Source organism: Streptomyces sp. NBC_00572, assembly GCF_026341815.1.
GTDB lineage: Bacteria > Actinomycetota > Actinomycetes > Streptomycetales > Streptomycetaceae > Streptomyces.
Map to the genome: position 1 here is coordinate 764,034 of NZ_JAPENX010000002.1, position 17,286 is coordinate 781,319.

A 17,286-nucleotide genomic window follows, 5' to 3' on the forward strand; every position below is an offset into this window, starting at 1 on the left:
CCATGCCCACACCTCTGGAGCAGCTCTCCGCCGGCGCGCTCGACTGGCTGGGACGGAATCTGGACCACTTCGACCCCTTCTCGGAGAGCACCGGTCCTGCGACACACGGAAAGGCCAAGGCCGCACTGGAGTTGGGGCTGCTCTGTCACCGCGCGGCCCGCCCGAACGACACTCCGGACGCCTTGAGCGGGGCGACCGCCCTCGTACGGAAGCTCTGGCAGGACCCGGACTTCCCGAAACTCTTCGACGCCATCCCCGCATACGCATCCACGTACCGACTGATCTACGCGGCCCTCGCGCCCGACGGCATCGACGGCACGCAAGGCCGGGCGGCGCTCGCGCTTCTGGACCCCGGCTTCCTCTCGCCGCGCGGGAAGTCGCCGTACCGGCGCATCGAGATCCGCTACTACGCGGACCAGGCAGGCGTACGCCACGGCATGGAGCCGTACGCCCGACTCCTGCCACAGAGCCCGGTGGTGACCCTCCGCGCGGCCGGGCCGCCCGAGGGCTCGAAGGACTCGGGGGGACTCGCCCCGGACGCGGTGGAGCCGCTCACCACCCCGCAGGCGTACGCCCTCACGCACACCGCCTTCTACCTCGGCGACTTCGGCCGGACCGACCCCCGGCTCGACGCGGGCGCCGTCGACCACGCACAGGACCTGATCCGCCGGATGCTGCTCCACTGCGTCGCACACGACCGGTGGGACCTGGCCGCCGAGCTCGTCCTCGCGCAGTTCGTCCTCGGGAGCGATCCCCTGCGTACGCCGTCGGGGGCCGCCGCCGTGGAATGCCTGGTCCGGTCCCAGCGCCCCGACGGCGCGATCCCGGGACGGTCCGCGGCGCTCAAGGCGCCTCCGTCGGCCACCGCCGGAGAGTTCTTCCGGAAGGCGTACCACACGACCCTGGTGACCGCCCTGATGGCGACGATCGTCTCCTCCCCGGGGCGGCTGTCATGACGCCGCGCCTCATCCTGATCAACCGCGACTACACCCGGCTGTGGTTCGGTCAGGCCGTCTCGTCCGTCGGGGACGCCGTCTTCAGCACGACGCTGGTGCTGTGGGTGGCCACCGTACTGGCGAAGGGCGAGGCATGGGCGCCGATGGCGGTCAGCGGGGTGCTCATGGCATCCAGCGTCGCCGTCCTGGTCATCGGCCCGCTCGCGGGCGTGTTCGTCGACCGCTGGGACAAGCTCGCGACGCTGCTCCGCACCGAGGTGGTGCGCGGAGCGCTGGTGGTGGTCCTGACCGTCGTCTCCTTCCTGCCGACCGACGCGCTCCCGTCCGGTGCCTGGCTCGCCCTCGTCTACACGACCGTGCTCCTGCTGCACGCCGCCGGCCAGTTCTTCTCACCGGCGCGCTTCGCGATCCTCGCGGACCTCGTGACCGGAGAGGCCGACCGCGCCCGGGCAGCCGGCATCGGTCAGGCGACCGGCGAGACGGCCTGGATCATCGGCCCCCCGATCGCCGCGCCGCTGCTCTTCACCGCCGGGATCCAGTGGGCCCTGCTCTTCAACGCGCTGTCCTACGCGGTGTCCTACGTCGCCATCCGGTCGATCGACGTACGTCCGTCGGCCGGCGCGGCGGAGGCGAAGGATTCGGCGCCGAAGCCGGCCCGCAAGCAGAAGACCAGTCTGCGAAGGGAGTTCGCGGACGGTGTGCGGTTCTTCGCGCGCAGCCGGTTCCTGGTCGCGCTGCTGCTGCTCGCCGTCATCGGACAGTTCGGACTCGGCGCGCTGAGCACCCTCAACGTCTTCTTCACCACCGACAACCTCCACGCGGACGCCCATCTCTACGGCTACATCGGCATGGCCATGGGAGTGGGCGGCATCGCGGGCGCGTTGAGCGGGGGCCGAGTCGTGCAGTGGCTCGGGGCGCGGCGGAGCACCTGGGTCAGTCTGCTGGTGAGCGGCGTCCTGCTGGTGGCCTACTCCCGTCAGACCGGCTTCCTCGGCGGCATCGCGCTGCTCTTCGTCTTCACCGTTCCGCTCACCGTGCTGAACACGGCGATGGCTCCCCTGCTGCTCGCCGCGGCGCCCGCGGAATTCCGGGGGCGCGTGATGGCCGTGTTCTATCCGGTGACGAAGCTGGCGTCGATGCTCGCCGCGGTGTTGTCCGGCTGGCTCGCCGGCTCCGTGCTGCGGGATGTGGCGGGCTCGGTGGGCGGTGTCCGGTTCGGCCCCATCGACACGATCTTCGCGGCGTCCGGGGTGATCGTCGTCCTGGCGGGAGTGTTCGCCTGGCTCGCCCTGCCGGGCACGGAGGAGGCCGAGGTGGCCGCCGGGAAGGCCGCCAAGGGGACCGTCGGCAAGGAAACCGAGGAGATGCCCGCGGAATCGCCCGAGAAGGAGGTCGCCGGGGCTGTGGCCGAGGAGGCGGTCGCCGAGAAGGCTGCTGCCGCCGCGGTGACCGTCGACCGCGCCGCGGGCACCGGCTCCCGGCACGCCACGCCGCCGGCCGGGGCCTACGGCCACCGACCGCCCCCCGACCACGAACGAGGGAGCCCCGAGTGACCACCGACGCCCGAGCGACACGGCGCCGCCCGTACCCGCACGCGGAGCGGCAGGACGTCGTCGAGGAGATCCACGGCTTGCGCGTCCCCGACCCGTACCGCTGGCTGGAGGATTCCGCGGCCCCCTCGACGGTCCGCTGGAGCGCGGAGCAGGAGGCCCTCCACGCGGCCGAGCGCGCGGGCCTGGCCGACCTGGGGCGGTGGGAGGCGGAGGTGGCGGCGCTGAGCGCCGTCGATCGCGTCCGGTCTCCCAAGCTCCGTGGCGACAGGGTCTTCTGGCTCCGGCAGTACGCCGGCCAGGAGCATCCGGTGCTCGTGGTGGCCGACGCCGGGGCAGCGACCGGGGCCGGGACGGGCGCGCCGGAGCGGGTGCTCCTCGACCCCAACGCCCTCGACCCGTCCGGCCGCACCGTGCTCGATGCCTGGGAGCCCTCCGTCGAGGGCGATCTGCTGGCCTGCCAGGTGTCACGGGACGGCACGGAGGACTCGCTGCTCCGGGTGATCGACGTATCCACCGGGAAGGTCGTCGACGGGCCGCTGGACCGGGTGCGGAAGTCGTCCATCGGCTGGCTGCCCGGCGGCGGGGCGTTCTACTACGTCCGGCACCTGGACCCCCGGCTGAACCCCGGAGAGGAGCGCTACCACCGCCGGGTCTGTCTGCACCGGGTCGGGACTCCGGCGGACGCGGACGCCGTGGTCTTCGGGGAAGGGCGGGACAAGACGGAGTTCTACAGCGTCTCCGTGACTGCCGACGGGCGCTGGCTCGGCATCACGGCCACGCTCGGCACCGGCCGTGGGACCGACGTCCACCTGGCCGACCTGTCCGCCGGCCCCCTCGACCGCCCGCCGCTCAGGCCGGTCCAGGAGGGCAGAGGAGCCGCCACCAGGCTGCACGCGATGTCCGGCACCGGTCCGACGGATCCGGTGTGGCTGCGGACCGACCGCGACGCGGCGCGCGGTCGTGTCGTCGCCTGCCGGCCGGACGAGCTCCACCTGGGGCCGGATGCGTGGCGCGAGGTGATCCCGGAGCGGCCGGACGCGGTGCTGACCCACCTGGTCGTGCTCTCGGGACCGGAGCTGAAGCATCCGCTCGGCCTGGCCGCCTGGACCCGCGACACGGTGGCCGAGGTGACCGTGCACGACCTGGTCGAGGGCCGGCACGTGGCCACGGTCCCGCTCCCCGGCACGGGCGCGGTCGGCGACTTCTCGGCGGGGCCGCCCGGCAGTCACGAGGCCTGGTTCGCGTACACCGACTTCGTCACGCCCGTACGAGTGCTCCACTTCGACGCGCGCACGTTTCGCGTGACGCGCTGGGAGCGGGAGGCCCCCGACGCCCCGGCGGTCGACGGGGCGGTCACCCGCCAGGTCGCGTTTCCCTCCCGGGACGGGACGACGGTACGGATGTTCGTGATCTCCCCCACCGGGCGCCCCGACGGGCCGCGGCCGGTGCTGCTCACGGGGTACGGCGGCTTCGGCCGCACGATGTCGCCCCGGTACCGTGCGCAGGTCCTGGCCTGGGTCAGGGCCGGCGGGGTGTTCGCCTGGGCGGGGCTGCGCGGTGGCGGCGAGGAGGGCGAGGCATGGCACCGGGCCGGCAGCGGGGCGCACAAGCAGAACACCTTCGACGACTTCGCCGCCGCTGCCGACCGGCTGATCTCGGAGGGCTGGACGGAGCCGGGCCGGCTCGCGATCATGGGCGGCTCCAACGGCGGGCTGCTCGTCGGCGCGGCGCTCACGCAGGAGCCCGGGAAGTACGCCGCCGTGGTGTGCTCGTCCCCGCTCCTGGACATGGTCCGTTACGAGTTGTCGGGCCTCGGCCCCAGCTGGACACCCGAGTACGGCAGCGCGCAGGACCCGGCGCACCTGCCGGTGCTGCTCGGCTACTCCCCGTACCACCGCGTCACCCCCGGCACCGCGTACCCGGCGGTGCTGCTGACCGCGGCGGACGGCGACACGAGAACCGACCCCCTGCACGCCCGCAAGATGTGCGCCGCCCTCCAACACGCCACGTCGGGCACCGGCCCGGTCCTCCTGCGCCTGGAGCACGGCGTCGGCCACGGCGACCGCGCGGCATCCCGAGCATCGGCACTCCAGGCGGAGTGCCTGGCCTTCCTGGCATCCCGTGTGGGCCTCCGGGCCCCGGGGGCCGGCGCGACGACACCGTGAAGCACCGTCCGACCACCTCGGCCACGGACACCGGGGCCGGCCCGGCGGGGCGACTCGGCATGACGACACCGGGGCCGGCGGGGCCGGCGCGACTCCGCATGACGACACCGCCGCCGCCCACCCGGCCCCGCCGGCCGAAGCCGCCGCTCCGCCCTACGTCAGTACCGGCGTCCCGTATCCCGCGGCCCGCGCGTACAGCCGTATCAGGTGGGGCATGTCGTACTGCGCCGCGTGGGCCATGACCTCGCCGCCCGGTGAGGTGACCATTCCGGCATCGATGAGTGCCTCCACCACCCTTACGGCGTGCCGCTCGTCGCAGCCGAGGGCCTCCGCCGCCTCCGTCAGGCCGAACGGGCCGTCGCCCGTGCCCGCGGCCAGCCGACCCGCATCCCGGCCGCACTCCTCCGGCAGCGTCTCCCGGCCGCGGGCCAGCCAGCGCCGTACGGACACGTCCCCCGAGGTCAGCTCGTCCAGGGCGCCGACGGGGTCGGTGAGCCGGTCCGCGAACTCCCGCAGCGGTACGTGGCGGAGTACCGCGAGCCGCATCCCGCTCACCCGGACCGCGAGCGGCGAGCCGCCGCACGCGCGCACGATCCGCAGCGCGGCGTCCCGGTCCGCCCGCACCCGCTGTTGGCCGACGAGCCCGGCGAGGAGTTGCACGGCCTCGGCGGTGTCGAGCGGGGGGACGGTCACCCGGTGCACGGGTGCCAGGCCGCCCAGTTGGCCCCGTGCGGTGAGCACCACCCTGCTCCGTCCGCCGTACGGGAGCAGCGGGCGTACGGCACGCTCCTCGGGCACGTCGTCCAGGATCACCAGCACCTCGTGGTCCGCCAGCCACTCCCGCCACGCCTCGGGGCTCGAAAGGCCGGTCTCCCGCGTTCGCTCGCCGAGTTCAGCGAGTACGGCGGACAGGGGGCGGGTTCGCCCGTCCGCGTCCCGCAGGGAGACGCAGAGCCGTCCCTCGGCGAACCGGTTGCCGAGCAGGTGAGCGGCCCGTACTGCCAGCGTGGTCTTCCCCGCCCCGGCGGGTCCGGAGAGCAGCACGACATCGGCCGCGTCCCGGCTCTCCAACAAAGCGAGGAGGTACCGGAGTTCGTCCCCATGGCCCGTGAAGTCGGTCAGGTCGGACGGAAGAGCCGTCGCAGCCGACAGGCCGGCGGGGGAGGTCCCGCCCGTCGGCCCGGCACCCGCGTCCGCCCCGGCCCGGGCCCCGGCCTCGACCCCGGCGTCGCCGGCGAGGATCGCCCGATAGCGCGCGGCCATGGCGCCGCTCGGCTCCAGGCCGAGTTCCCGGGCGAGGAGCTGCCGGTAGTCGTCGTACACCGCGAGCGCCTCGGGCTGCCGACCCGTCCTGCCGAGGGCGCACATCCAGGCGGACCGGAGGCGCTCCCGCAGCGGGTGCCGCTCCACCAGGTCGCGCAGCCCCTCGACGACCGCCGGGGCGCCGCCCAGCTCCAACTCCGCCTCCGCCCAGCTCTCGTACGCCGTCAGATGGCGCAGCCGCAGCCGCTCGGCCTCCTCCGCCAGTCTGGGTGACTGCTGCAGGTCATCGCCCAGCGGCGGCCCCTGCCACAGGTCGAGGGCCTGCCGCAGCAGTCGAGCGGCCGAGCCCGGACGCTGTCCCTCGGCGGCCCGTACCAGGAAGCGGAACTCCAGGAGGTCGAGCTCGTCCTCCGCCACGCGTAGTACGTATCCGGCACCGGTGTGGATGAGCCGGGGCCGGGGTGTCCGGTCATGGTCTCCCTCCCCCAACAACGCGCGCAGGGCGCTGACGTACACCTGGATGTTCTTGCGGGCGGTACGAGGGGGCTCCTCCGGCCACACGGCATCGGTCAACGCGTCGACGGAGACGGGACGGTTGGCGGATGCGAGCAGCATCGCCAGCACCACCCGTTGCTTCAACGGACCCAGCGCGAGCGCCCGTTCGTCGCGGTGGGCCGCCAGCGGGCCGAGGACGGAGAACCGGAGTGTGCCGGGTGACGCTGCGGGTTGCGCGGACGGACTCGGCATCGAGCAAACCTCCGTGTGGTGACGGGAGTTGGTCGGTCCGCTCGATGATCCACCGCCCTGGGTCCTCACACATCGGTACCGGACCCTCACAGTCGGGCCCCAGACGGCCGCGCCCTGGGGGACCGGACCCCCATGGAGACGGGCGCGCCCCCCATCCCGGGACCGCCGACCCCCTATGTCCCCTGTCCGCCACCCGTCCGATCGGACCGCACAGGCACGTCGGGCAGGTCGGGCAGGTCGGACCGCTCCGGCGAGTCAGGTCGCTCAGGCCGACGTCGGTCGAGAAGCGGCGCCGGTCGAGCCCTCGTCCTCCGCCCGCTCCGCCGACAGCGCGCAGAGCGCAGAGCGGTCCGCGCACCCGGTCTTGGTCATCAGGCTCGCCATGTGTTTCTCCACCGTCCGGGGCGAGATGCACAGGCGTTGGGCGATCTGCAGGTTGCCCGGTCGCTCCATGAGCAGGACGAACACCTCGTACTCGCGCGGCGTGACGCCCGCGGTGCGCAGCTCCGCGGGGATCCGCTCCCGGCCGCCGCGGCGCTGCGGGACGCTGACTCCCGCCTGCCGCAGGACCGCACGGCAGGCACCGGCCACGGGCTGTACGCCCGCCTCGTGGAAGTACTCCTCGGCGGTCCGCAGCCAGGCGACCGGCTCGCCCCAGGAGTCGGCGAGGGCCGCCTCCGCGACCAGCCGCAGGGCGAGATGCCACGCCTGCGGGAACACCACCGCCGCACGGCCGGCCTCCTCCACGGCGCGCCTCGCGCCGTCCCGGTCGCCGTCCCGGCCGCGCAGCACCGCGTCAGCCATCCCGAGGAACATCCGGTTCCAGGCCAGCTGGCCGCCGGGCGAGGCGAGCGCCTCCTGATACACCGCCCGGCCTCCACCACGACCCCCCGCCGCGCCGCCGTCACCCTCGCCGTCGCCGTCGCCGTCACCCTCGCCGTCGCCGTCGCCGTCACCCTCGCCGTCGCCGTCGCCGTCGCCGTCGCCGTCGAGGATCCGTAACAGCGGGCGGAGCCCGTACCGCCCGCTGAGGTAGAAGAAGCTCGGATGCTCCCGCTCCCAGGCGAGGGCCGCGTCGAGCTCGGCGGTCGCGCGTTTCCGGTCCTCCGCCATCAGCGCGCCCACGGCCTGGCACAGTCCGCGCTGCAGGGGCACGAGCATCGATTCCTCGCCGCCCGCCCTGCGGAACCGGGCGAGGGCTCTGTCCAGCTCGCGGGCCCGCCCCTGGTGGGCGGCGAGCGTGGCGTCCACGAGCAGCAGATAGCGGTGCGCCGACAGGTTCTGCAGGCGGGCGCTGGCTTCCACGGACCGGTCGACGATCTCCCGGGCCCGGTCCCAGCGCCCGCCCAGCACGCTCTGCATGGCCAGCAGCCCGTCGACGGTCTGGAGCACCGCCAGCGAGCCGAGTTCATGGGCCGCCGCACGGGCGGTCTCCAGCTGGGTCGCTTCCCCGGTGCGCATGAACGCGTTGGTGCCGAGCCGCACCAGCGCCTCGGCCCGGGACACCGCGAGCCGGTGCTTCTCCGCGACCTCCAGCATCCGCCCCAGGCAGGCGTCGGCCTCGTCGAAGCCGCGCTCCCGGGACAGGAGGGCGAGGAGCTGCCAGGCCTGGCAGGCCACCACGGGCCGGCCGCGCTGCTCGGCGGTGAGGGCGGCACTCCTGGCGGAACGTTCCGCCTCCTTCAGTCGCTCGCGACCGCCCCGGCCCACCGAGGCGTGTCCCTCGCCCCGGCGGCCGCCACCGTGGGGGCCTTCCCCTTCCCCGGCACCCGGCCCACCGGTTCCGGTGGCACCGCGTCCACGCGTTCCGCCCCGGCCGTCCCGCTCCGGCAGCAGCGCCAGATGACCCTCGACCACCACGAGCGCCGCCTCCTGCTCCGGCCGCGGCTCGGCCCCGAGCAGGGCGCGGGCCGCCCTGATCCGGCGGCGCGCCTCCTCCTGCTGCTCCGCCATGGTCGCGACCCAGGCGACCTGGGTGTGCGCCTGGGCCCGTTCCTCCGCCGCACGCGACCCGACGGGCACCGGCGGCAGATCGTCGAGCAGCACGGATGCCTCGTCGACCCGCCCGGACTCGGCCTGGGCGATCGCCAGTTGTACGGTGACCTCGTCCCGCTCCCCGTCGGCCGCGAGGCCCCGGGCCCGCTCCAGGAGCACGGCGGCCGAGCCCGACGCGCCGGCGTCCAGCATCTGCCGTCCGACCTGGGCGAACTGCCGGGACGCCGCCACCTTGTCACCCGCCGCGAGGCGCAGCGTGGCCACCAACTGACTCTGCTCCCCGGACAGTTCACCGGGGAGTCCGCCGCCGGAGAGATCACCGGCGGACTCCTCGATCGCCGAGGCCGCGCGCCGGGCGAGCGCGGCCTGCTCGGCCGGCGGCAGCGAGGCCCTGAGTGCGTCCGCCGTGAGGACGTGACGGAAGGTGTAGTGGTCGTGGGCGGCACCGTCCGGGGCGATGATCCCCGCCTCGGAGGCGGACCGGAGGTGGGCGAAGAGTGCCCGGTCGTCGAGTCCGGTCACCGCTCTGAGGGCTCCGACCGAGAACCGGCCGCCGAGCGTCGCCGCGATGAGCAGCAGTTCACGGACCGGTTCGTCGAGCCGGCCGAGCCGGCGTGCCCAGCTGCGGACCGCGCCCGTGGGCACCGTCGCCTCGCCGTGATCGACGAGCAGCCACCCGCCGTCCGCCCTGCTCAGCCGCCCCATGTCCAGCAGGTCGGCCAGAAGCACTTCCACGAGGTACGGGTTACCGCCCGCGCGCCGGGCGAGCTGTCGATGCGCGGCCGGGGGCACATCACCCGGACCCGCGTCCAGACACGCGTCCACCATGTTCCGTACCGCCGCCTCGTCCAGCGGTCCGAGTTCCGCCACCGAGGCGGTGTTGCGCAGTTCCGCGGCGAGTGCAAGGTCCGACGCCGGGCCGGGGTCGGGCCGGAGTGTGCCGACCAGCAGGACCGGGAGGTCCGCCACGTTGTCGACGATGTACTCGACGACCGCGATCGTCTCGGTGTCGGAGTCGTGCAGGTCCTCAAGGAGGATCACACAGCCCCGCTCGCGGCCGAGGACCGCGAGCAGCCTGAGCAGCGCCTCGGCCAGTTCGACGAGCGAGATCGTGTATCCGGGCACCGCCGTGGCGGCCCGCCATTCCGGCACGAGACCGGCCAACGCCGGCCGGTAGGGGTCGAGTTCGGGGTCGTCCGGGGCGCCGGCCGCCCGGAAGCGCGAGGCCAGTGCCTCGACCAGTGGCCGGAAGGGCACGACGAGCCCGGTGGACGTGGCGCGGCCGCGCAGCACCGGCATGTCCCTGTCGTACGCACGGAGAGCGCACTCGCCGGCCAGCCGGGACTTGCCGATCCCCGCCTCGCCGACGAGGAACACGGCCCGTCCGGCGCCCCTCCGGACGCTTTCCAGGGCCTCGCCCAGTAACTCGATCTCGGCGTCCCGCCCCACGATGACCGACGACGTCGCACGCATGAACGCAGGCTACTTGAACCCTTTCGTACACGGCAGAGGGCCGGGGAGCCCCCCGGCCCACGCCCATTCCCGCACGGCGTCACCCCTGTGACCTCGCCGGGTCACCCCCGTGATGTCGCCGGTTCATCCCCGGACACGGCGCCGGGTGACGCGCCCGCTCCCCCGTCAGGACACCGTGATGGTGCCGGTGGTGTAGGGCATGTCCCACGAGGCGACCGCGTCCGCATCCGCCGTTCTGAGCAGCCGGCTGCGCCGCCCGAGCATGCCGCCGCAACCGAGCGTCACCTCGCCCACCGGGTCCTCCTGGGCCGCGCTCTCCGCGCCGGCGCCGCCGTTGACGTACCTCACCGAGTCACTGATCTGCATGGTCCTCACTCGTCCTTCGTGTCCGCGGGAGTGGTGGTCGTGCTGAGCTGTGCGGTGGTGCGGGTGGTGCGGTCTTCGGTCCTCGGCCTTCTGCCAGCGGTCAGTGGTCAGCGGTCGTACGTGGTGCGGGTGGGCGGTCCGGACACCCCTTGGGAGCTGCGCAGGAGGAGGAGTGACGGCACGCGCTCCGGGAAGCCCGCGCGGAGGAGTCCGTGCCCGATTCCCGAGAGGCCGGTCAGCAGGCCGGGGTGCGGGACTCCGTCCGGGGCGCCGCTTCGGGCGCCGTGCTCCTCGACGGAGGCGAGGAGTGCCCCGGCCCGGCGGATCCAGTGCGGACGGGCCTCGGGGAGCGCGGTGTGGCCCAGGAGTTCGCACACTCCGGCCTCTCCGTGGCACAGACTGTCGTCGGGAGCCGGCCCGTTCTGGCCCAGCCGCTCGACGGTCGTACGGGCCCAGGCCGCGAGCTGTGGGTCGTCCAGGGCGCCGGGCGCGTCCAGCACCGCGAGCGCGACTCCGGCCTCCCCCCGGCACCAGGCCGAGGCCCGGGCGCCGCCGCCTGCGGATCCGACGCCCGGGGAAGGGGCGGAGGCTCCCCCGTGGCCCCCGCCCTCCCCCCGGTCGCGAGCGGCTTCCGGGACCGCGCCGGCGGCCGCCCGGATCGCGGAAAGGCCCGCGAGCCTGTACCTCTCGGCGGCCCCGACCCCCGCCCCTGCGGTGGCCTCGACCTCGGCGAACCGCAGCAAGGCCCATCCGATCCCGGCGGCCCCGTTCGCGAAGCCCCGCCCGATGGTCGCGAGATCGGCGCCCGCGGGACCGGGTCCCGTCAGATCAGCTCCCGTGAGATCGGCAGCGACCAGTCGGTCCGCGCACGCCCGCGCGGCACGCCGGATCTCCCGTTCCTCGCCCCCGCCGGCGCCTCCGCCGGCCCCACGTCCCTCACTGCCTCCCGCCCCATGACAGGCCACCAACGCGACCAGCCCGCCCGCGAGACCCGCACCCACCCCGCACTCCGGCTCGACCCTCGTCGCCTCGGCGACCAGCCGCAGTGCGCCGGACGCCCATGCGCCGACTTCCGGGTCGTCCAGCAGCCGGGCCGTCTCGGCCAGCGCGTACGCGATGCCGCCGAGGCCGGAGTGGGCTCCCGAGCCCACCGCGCCGAGCTCCTCGGGCCGCGCCCGGAGCGCGTCGAGCAGTCCGGGCATCGGCGCCAGGGCCGTACGGGCCGCCTCTGCGTAGTGTCCGGCGCCGGTGAGGGCCGCCAACTGGGCGAGGAACAGCGCCGGTCCGGTGTAGCCGCCCGCCAGATCTGCCGCCATCGGGCCGATCCGCCAGTAACGGTCGTCGAGGAGTTCCAGGCCGATCCAGTTGCTGCGCGGTCCTTCGCGGTACGCGAGCGAGACCAGCTGGTCCCCGACGGACCGGGCGGCCGAGAGCAGCCGTTCCGGCTCGGGAGCGCGGCCCGCGGTGCGGGTGCGCGGCCCCTCGGCGGGCCGGTGCGCGGGCGTACGGGAGGTCGTCGCCATGGCGGCCCGTACGATCCGTTCCTGGTCCTGCCGGTCGACGGTGTCCAGGACGCCGAGCTTCGCGGCGACGCGGGCGATCCCCGGCAGGTCCATGCGGTCGGCCGGGGGCCGCTCCGGCGCGCCCCACAGATGGTCCTGGCCAGGCCGTGCGGTGAACAACGGCACGTCTCCGGCCCAGAGTTGGATGATCTCCTCGTCGATGAGGCCGGGCGCGAGGACCGGGCCGAACCGATCGGTCCGCAGGGCCTCCAGGACATGCTGCCGTTCGTCGGCGTCCTTCAGGAGATCGGGGTGTGTCGACTCGTCGAGGAGCATGGTGTACACCCAGGTGGGACGCACCACCACTCGCACCTCGTCCTCCGCGAACGCCTTCAACAAGCCGGCTCCGCCGACCAGTTCGCCCCTTGCCGCGCCGATCGCGGTGTACCCGGCCCGGAACCCGGCGCAGAGCGCCTCGATGTGGGCCCCCGGCTCGATGGGCTCGCCGCTCGCCAGTCGCGGCCGGTTGGCGGATTCGCCGAACGTCCCCGCCCTGCGCACCAGGCGCATCCGGTCCGTGCCGGCGTCGGCGAAGTCCGCCCTCTCCACGGGCGACACGCCCTCCCGGCCGCCGCCGACCGCGGACACGTCCAGGGCGCTGTGGTCGCCCACCAGAAGCTGTGGCAGCAGCCCGACCCGGTACACCGAGTCGTGGAGCGCGCGGGCGGCGGGATCCCCCGTGCCGGAGCCGGGCAGGGGCGGGTGGAACAGGGTTTCCACGTCGACGAGCACCGGGTGGGCGCCGACGGCGATCAGGTTCTCGTGGTGCAGGTCGGTCCCGTCGAGCAGATGCAACAACGCGAGCAGTGCGCCCTGGCGGCGGTAGAACTCTTCGACCTCCGCTTCGGCGGCGCAGGGCCGCGCGGCGACGAACTCCACCCAGCCGTACTCGCCCCGGTCGAGCAGTCGCAGAGCACGCAGGTCCACCGAATCGGGCAGGGCGTTGAACCAGGCGACGAGGTCGTTGAAGTGGCGGTGCACGGCGAGGGGGCGTGGCTTGTACACCAGCCGGGCCCCGTCGGCGAAGCGCAGCAGCATGACGCTCCGGCCGCCCCGGTGCCCGTCACCGGCCCCCGGCTCGATGCCCACGAGCAGCCCCGGGTCCCCGCCCGACTCCTTGAGAAGGCCTGCGACCAGCAGGGCGCGATCGTCGGCAAGCCGTTCCAGCATCTCCGCCACCGCGTCCGCCGCGTCGAGCGCCGCCCGCCCGAGGATCCGCGCGAGCACCGGCCGCCCGGCCAGCAGGTCCGAGAGGCCGCGCCGGGACGCGGTACGCGCCAGGAAGTCCCGGAACCGGGCCTGTGTGTCGTCCCCGTCGAGACGCCCGGCGCTCCGCGCCTCGTGCAGCTCAAGGACCAGCGTCCGCGCCGCCGCCCGCGCCAGCCCGCCGCTGAGCTGCCGCTCCAGATCGTTCCGTACGGCGGTCATGTCCACCAGCTCACGCGCCCGGCCCGTGACGCGCCGCTCCAACCGCTCCCCCGCACAGCCGGTCAACGGCCGCAGGGCCCATTCGAATCCGCTCAGCCCGGGATAGTCCCGCGAGGGCGCCACGGCCTCCAGCGGAGCGGCGGCCACCGCTTCCTCGACCAGCACGGCCCAGTCCGGACGACGCCCATCGCCCCCGTGCCCGCCCCCACATCCGTCCCCGCGCACCAGCCCGCTGTCCCACCACCGCTCGACCTCGGACAGCGAAGCCGCAGCCCGCTCGTGTCCGGCCTTCACCGCCATCGCCCCTCCTCGACCCGCCCCGGCCCGGCCCACCCCTCCGGGCCGTGTCCGATCCTGGTACGAGGGACGCCTCCGCGGCATGGGGAACAACCCCCCATGTTTTCCCCCCGGGCGCCGCAGCAGGCACGTCCGCGCGTGGGGGCGCCGGTCCGCGGCCGGTCGGAGGGTGTCCGACACGGTCCACATGCGGGGGCGTACGACGGGGGCGTGCGGGGCGCGCGGATCCATACGAGGTGAGTGACCGTCACAGCGGCGGCCGTACCCCTTGGCGGCGGTCAGGCGAAGTCGTCCTGCGCACGTGGCTTCGGCTCCTCGCCGCGGGCGATGCCGAGGGTGGCGAGGAGGTCCTCGTGGAGTTCCATCCACACCGTGTGGCAGGAGTCCTCCTTGACCCGGTCGACCCATGACAGTTCGCCCCGCCGGACACGCGTGAGCGCGCCGGTGAAGCGTGCGCCGTACCCGCCGAGGCGGACGATCCGCGCCCCCAGCTCCTCGGACAGGGACTCCAGGATCCGGCCCAGTTCGGTGAGCTCGTCGAGCACCCGCCCGTCCCACTCCGCGTCCCCGTGGTCGTTGACGGCGAGCCGCCCCGGACCGTCCGGCCGCAGCTGCCAGTCCGTACAGGCCCTCAGGCAACGGTCGTTGTACGCGAGGAACATCTCGTACCGCTCGCGTACGAAGGGTCCGAGCCCCGTCTCGGCCAGCTCCCCGGCGAGCCGCCGCTCACCCTCGGCGCGTCCGGAGTCGGTGAGGGTCCACCCGCGTGTCCCGGCGAACGCGCGCCGGGACACCCAGCCCCTCGCCTCGTGGTCGAGGAGCGCTTCCCGCACGACCTCCGGGTCGAGCCCGTAGCGCGCGGCAGCCTCGTCGTCGGCGGCCAGGCCCTTGAGCCGTACGGCATGCAGGGCGAGCAGGTCCGGCGCGGAGACGACGGGACCGGCCGAGGGGTCCTGGAGATCACTGGGGTTCGCCACGCGACAGAGCATAGGTCGACGCACCATCACCGCGTCCAGTGACGACGAACCGACGAGCGGAACCACGACGAGCCCGTCGGCCGGTGACGGCGGGGGCTCAGGCCTGTGCCGGCGGGCGGCGTACGAGAAGGAGGGCGACGTCGTCCATGCGGTGAGCGCCGTGCTTGACGTGCAGGGTCAGTTCGTCGGCGAGCCGGTCCAACTCCGCAGCCCGGGACACGGCGAGCCGCTCCGCCAGGTCCGCCATGGATGTACCGATGTCCAGGCCCGGAGCCTCGACCAGACCGTCGGTGTACAGAGCGAGCACGGAGCCCGCGTCCCAGGGCAGCTCCCTGGTGTCGTACGTGACGTCCGGGGCGATCCCGAGGAGGAGCCCCGCGGGCACCTCCAGGATCTCGGCGCTGCCGTCGGGACGGCGTAGGAGGGGCGGTGGATGGCCCGCGCTCGCCAAGCGCAGACGATGCCGGCCGAGGTCGAACTCGGCGACCAGACAACTGGTGAAGCGGTCCGCGTCGAGGTCGTCGAGCAGCCGGTTGGTGCGCGCCAGGATGTCGCCGGGCGACGCACCGGCCGCGGCGTGGGCGTGGACGGCGGTCCGCACCTGCCCCATGAGCGCGGCGGCGGTCGTGTTGTGTCCCTGGACGTCGCCGATGACGGCGACGACGGAGGTGGGAGTCGCGCGGATGAGGTCGTAGAAGTCGCCGCCGATGTCCATGCCTTGACCGGCCGGCAGGTAGCGGGCGGCCACGTCGATGCCGGGCAGCGGGGTCAGTCCGTGCGGCAGCAGGGCCGTCTGGAGGCTGCGAGCGAGGGAGTGTTCGGAGTCGTAGAGCCGGGCCCGGGCCAGGGCCTGGGCGATCAGCCCGGCCAGGGAGGTGAGCAGAGCCCGTTCCGCGGACGGGAAGGGACGCGGTCGTCCGTACGAGAGGACGAGCGAGCCGACCGGACGGCCGGAGGCGATCAGGGGCAGGAACGCCCACGCGTTGCGATCCTTGTAGCGCGGGGCATGGGGGTGGGCGCGGTGGAGGTCCTCGTACGTGGGGAAGAAGACGGGGACGCCGGTGGAGAGCACCTGGGCGTCGGCGACGGGTGCCGTGAGCGGCTTGCCGTCGAAGCGCTCGACGAACTCCTCGCTGTAGCCGCGGTGGCCGATGACACGCAGGCGTCCCTCGTCGGCGCTCATGAGGACGAGTCCGTCCGGACCGAAGGCGGGCACGATCTGGTCGGCGACGAGTTCGACGACATCGCGCACGCCGGCCGCCTCCGTCAGGGACGCCGCCAGATGCATGAGTTGGTAGAGCGCGGTGACACCGAAGGGCTCGCCGGGCCGCGCCGGCGCCGCGGAGACAGGGGTGGGGGCCTGCTCGTCGTCGGCCGAGGGGGCAGCATCGGGCGCGGAGGCCTCGTCGGCACCGGCCCCGGACCCGGCCACGAATCCGGATCCGGGACCCGCCGCGGGACCGGCGTCGGAGACTGCGCCCTCCGTCTTCGGGATGATGAGGACACTGATGCCGGTGGCGTCCGGGTAGAGCTCGAACAGCAGCGATGGCGCAGACCGCCGCACCACGGTGAACGACGTCGGCCGACGGGTGACGACGGCGGCACGGTAGCGGTCCTCGAAGGCGGGGTCGTTGAGCCACAGCACCACCTCCCACGGCCGCCGGCCGAGGAGGGCCGCCGCACCGGCGTTCACCAGCTCGGCGGCGGCGGTGTTGATGAAGGTGATCCGCCCGTCGAGGTCCAGGGCGCAGCACCCCATGGGCAGACGCTCCGCGAGGTCGAGTGCGGCCGTCGCCTCGGCCGGGTCGGGATCGGAGGGGCGCGTCGGATGCACGACGAGCGGCTCCGCGGGGTGGGGCGGCGGCGGATCCTGGTCGGCAGCCCTCCGCAGGAGCCCTGACGACCTGCGGGAGTGCGCGTCGAGAATCCTGTGTTCGCGGGCGTCGAGGACCGGCGGGTGCGAGACCGGCCAGAGGAGGACGACACCGCCCCAGACGGTCGTGGCATCGGCGATGGGGGCGGCCGCGAGCATGAAGTCGTACGGCACCACCATCCCGATCTTGGGGTAGCGGTGGGCGATCTCCTCGCGCCCGCCGAGCCAGATGACCCTCCGATCCCGGACGGCGTCGGCCACCGGTATGGGGGCGTCGGCCGGAATACGTACCCAGGGGGCGGCGATCTCCCGGGACACGCCGGAAATGAGCACCAGGCGCAGCATCCGGTCCCCCGGGACCAAGAGGTAGACGAGCCCCACCGAGGCCTCGGTGTCCCGCATGAGGCCGGTGAGCACGGCGGCCATCCGACCGTCGGCGAAGACGTCTTCGGTCTCCGCGCCGGCACCGGTGTCCGCGGGCCCGTCCACAGGTCTCACCCGCCTGCCGCGGCCGACAAGGCACGGCACGGGTCCGGACCCGGAGCCCGGCGGCGTCCGCCCGGCCACGTGCCGGGGCCCGGCGGCCCGGAACCCGGTCGACGGCGGCACATGTCACGCATATTCGGACGAT

General features: G+C 74.1%; 9 protein-coding genes. 3 read left to right on the forward strand and 6 right to left on the reverse strand.

Translation table 11 applies throughout. The features are described 5' to 3' along the window. Positions 1-2: 2 nt before the first annotated feature. Genes OG514_RS35710 through OG514_RS35720 form a run of 3 tightly spaced genes read left to right on the forward strand, consistent with a single transcriptional unit; the run spans position 3 to position 4,674 of the window. Positions 3-956, forward strand: coding sequence for a hypothetical protein (locus OG514_RS35710; protein WP_266901916.1), 954 nt, complete (start codon positions 3-5; stop codon positions 954-956). Beyond that, complete coding sequence (locus tag OG514_RS35715) at positions 953-2,509, forward strand: MFS transporter (RefSeq protein ID WP_266901918.1); 1,557 nt, start codon at positions 953-955, stop codon at positions 2,507-2,509. The genes OG514_RS35710 and OG514_RS35715 overlap by 4 nt, the downstream gene beginning before the upstream one ends. Further along, positions 2,506-4,674: a prolyl oligopeptidase family protein gene (locus OG514_RS35720; protein WP_266901920.1), complete on the forward strand. Its 2,169-nt coding sequence runs from the start codon at positions 2,506-2,508 to the stop codon at positions 4,672-4,674. Before OG514_RS35715 ends, OG514_RS35720 begins: the two co-directional genes overlap by 4 nt. A 153-nt stretch (positions 4,675-4,827) precedes the next feature. Here the strand turns inward: OG514_RS35720 and OG514_RS35725 are convergent, their stop codons facing one another. The 6 genes from OG514_RS35725 to OG514_RS35750 all read right to left on the reverse strand — a co-directional run bounded on the left by OG514_RS35725 (position 4,828) and on the right by OG514_RS35750 (position 17,081). Then, positions 4,828-6,684 (reverse strand): BTAD domain-containing putative transcriptional regulator, encoded by a 1,857-nt coding sequence (locus OG514_RS35725; RefSeq protein WP_266901922.1) that lies wholly within the window; start codon positions 6,682-6,684, stop codon positions 4,828-4,830. A gap of 264 nt (positions 6,685-6,948) precedes the next feature. Further along, positions 6,949-10,152: a LuxR family transcriptional regulator gene (locus OG514_RS35730; RefSeq protein ID WP_266901924.1), complete on the reverse strand. Its 3,204-nt coding sequence runs from the start codon at positions 10,150-10,152 to the stop codon at positions 6,949-6,951. A gap of 165 nt (positions 10,153-10,317) precedes the next feature. Beyond that, positions 10,318-10,518, reverse strand: coding sequence for a hypothetical protein (locus OG514_RS35735; protein ID WP_266901926.1), 201 nt, complete (start codon positions 10,516-10,518; stop codon positions 10,318-10,320). Between the two features lie 107 nt (positions 10,519-10,625). Continuing rightward, positions 10,626-13,808, reverse strand: coding sequence for a type 2 lanthipeptide synthetase LanM family protein (locus OG514_RS35740; protein WP_266901928.1), 3,183 nt, complete (start codon positions 13,806-13,808; stop codon positions 10,626-10,628). A 275-nt stretch (positions 13,809-14,083) separates the two neighbouring features. Then, on the reverse strand, positions 14,084-14,782 hold the full coding sequence (locus tag OG514_RS35745; RefSeq protein WP_266901930.1) for a transcriptional regulator: 699 nt from the start codon (positions 14,780-14,782) through the stop codon (positions 14,084-14,086). Positions 14,783-14,879: 97 nt separating this feature from the next. After that, positions 14,880-17,081 carry a SpoIIE family protein phosphatase gene (locus OG514_RS35750; protein ID WP_266902311.1) on the reverse strand — a complete coding sequence of 734 codons (2,202 nt, stop codon included), beginning with the start codon at positions 17,079-17,081 and terminating at the stop codon, positions 14,880-14,882. Positions 17,082-17,286: the final 205 nt, after the last annotated feature.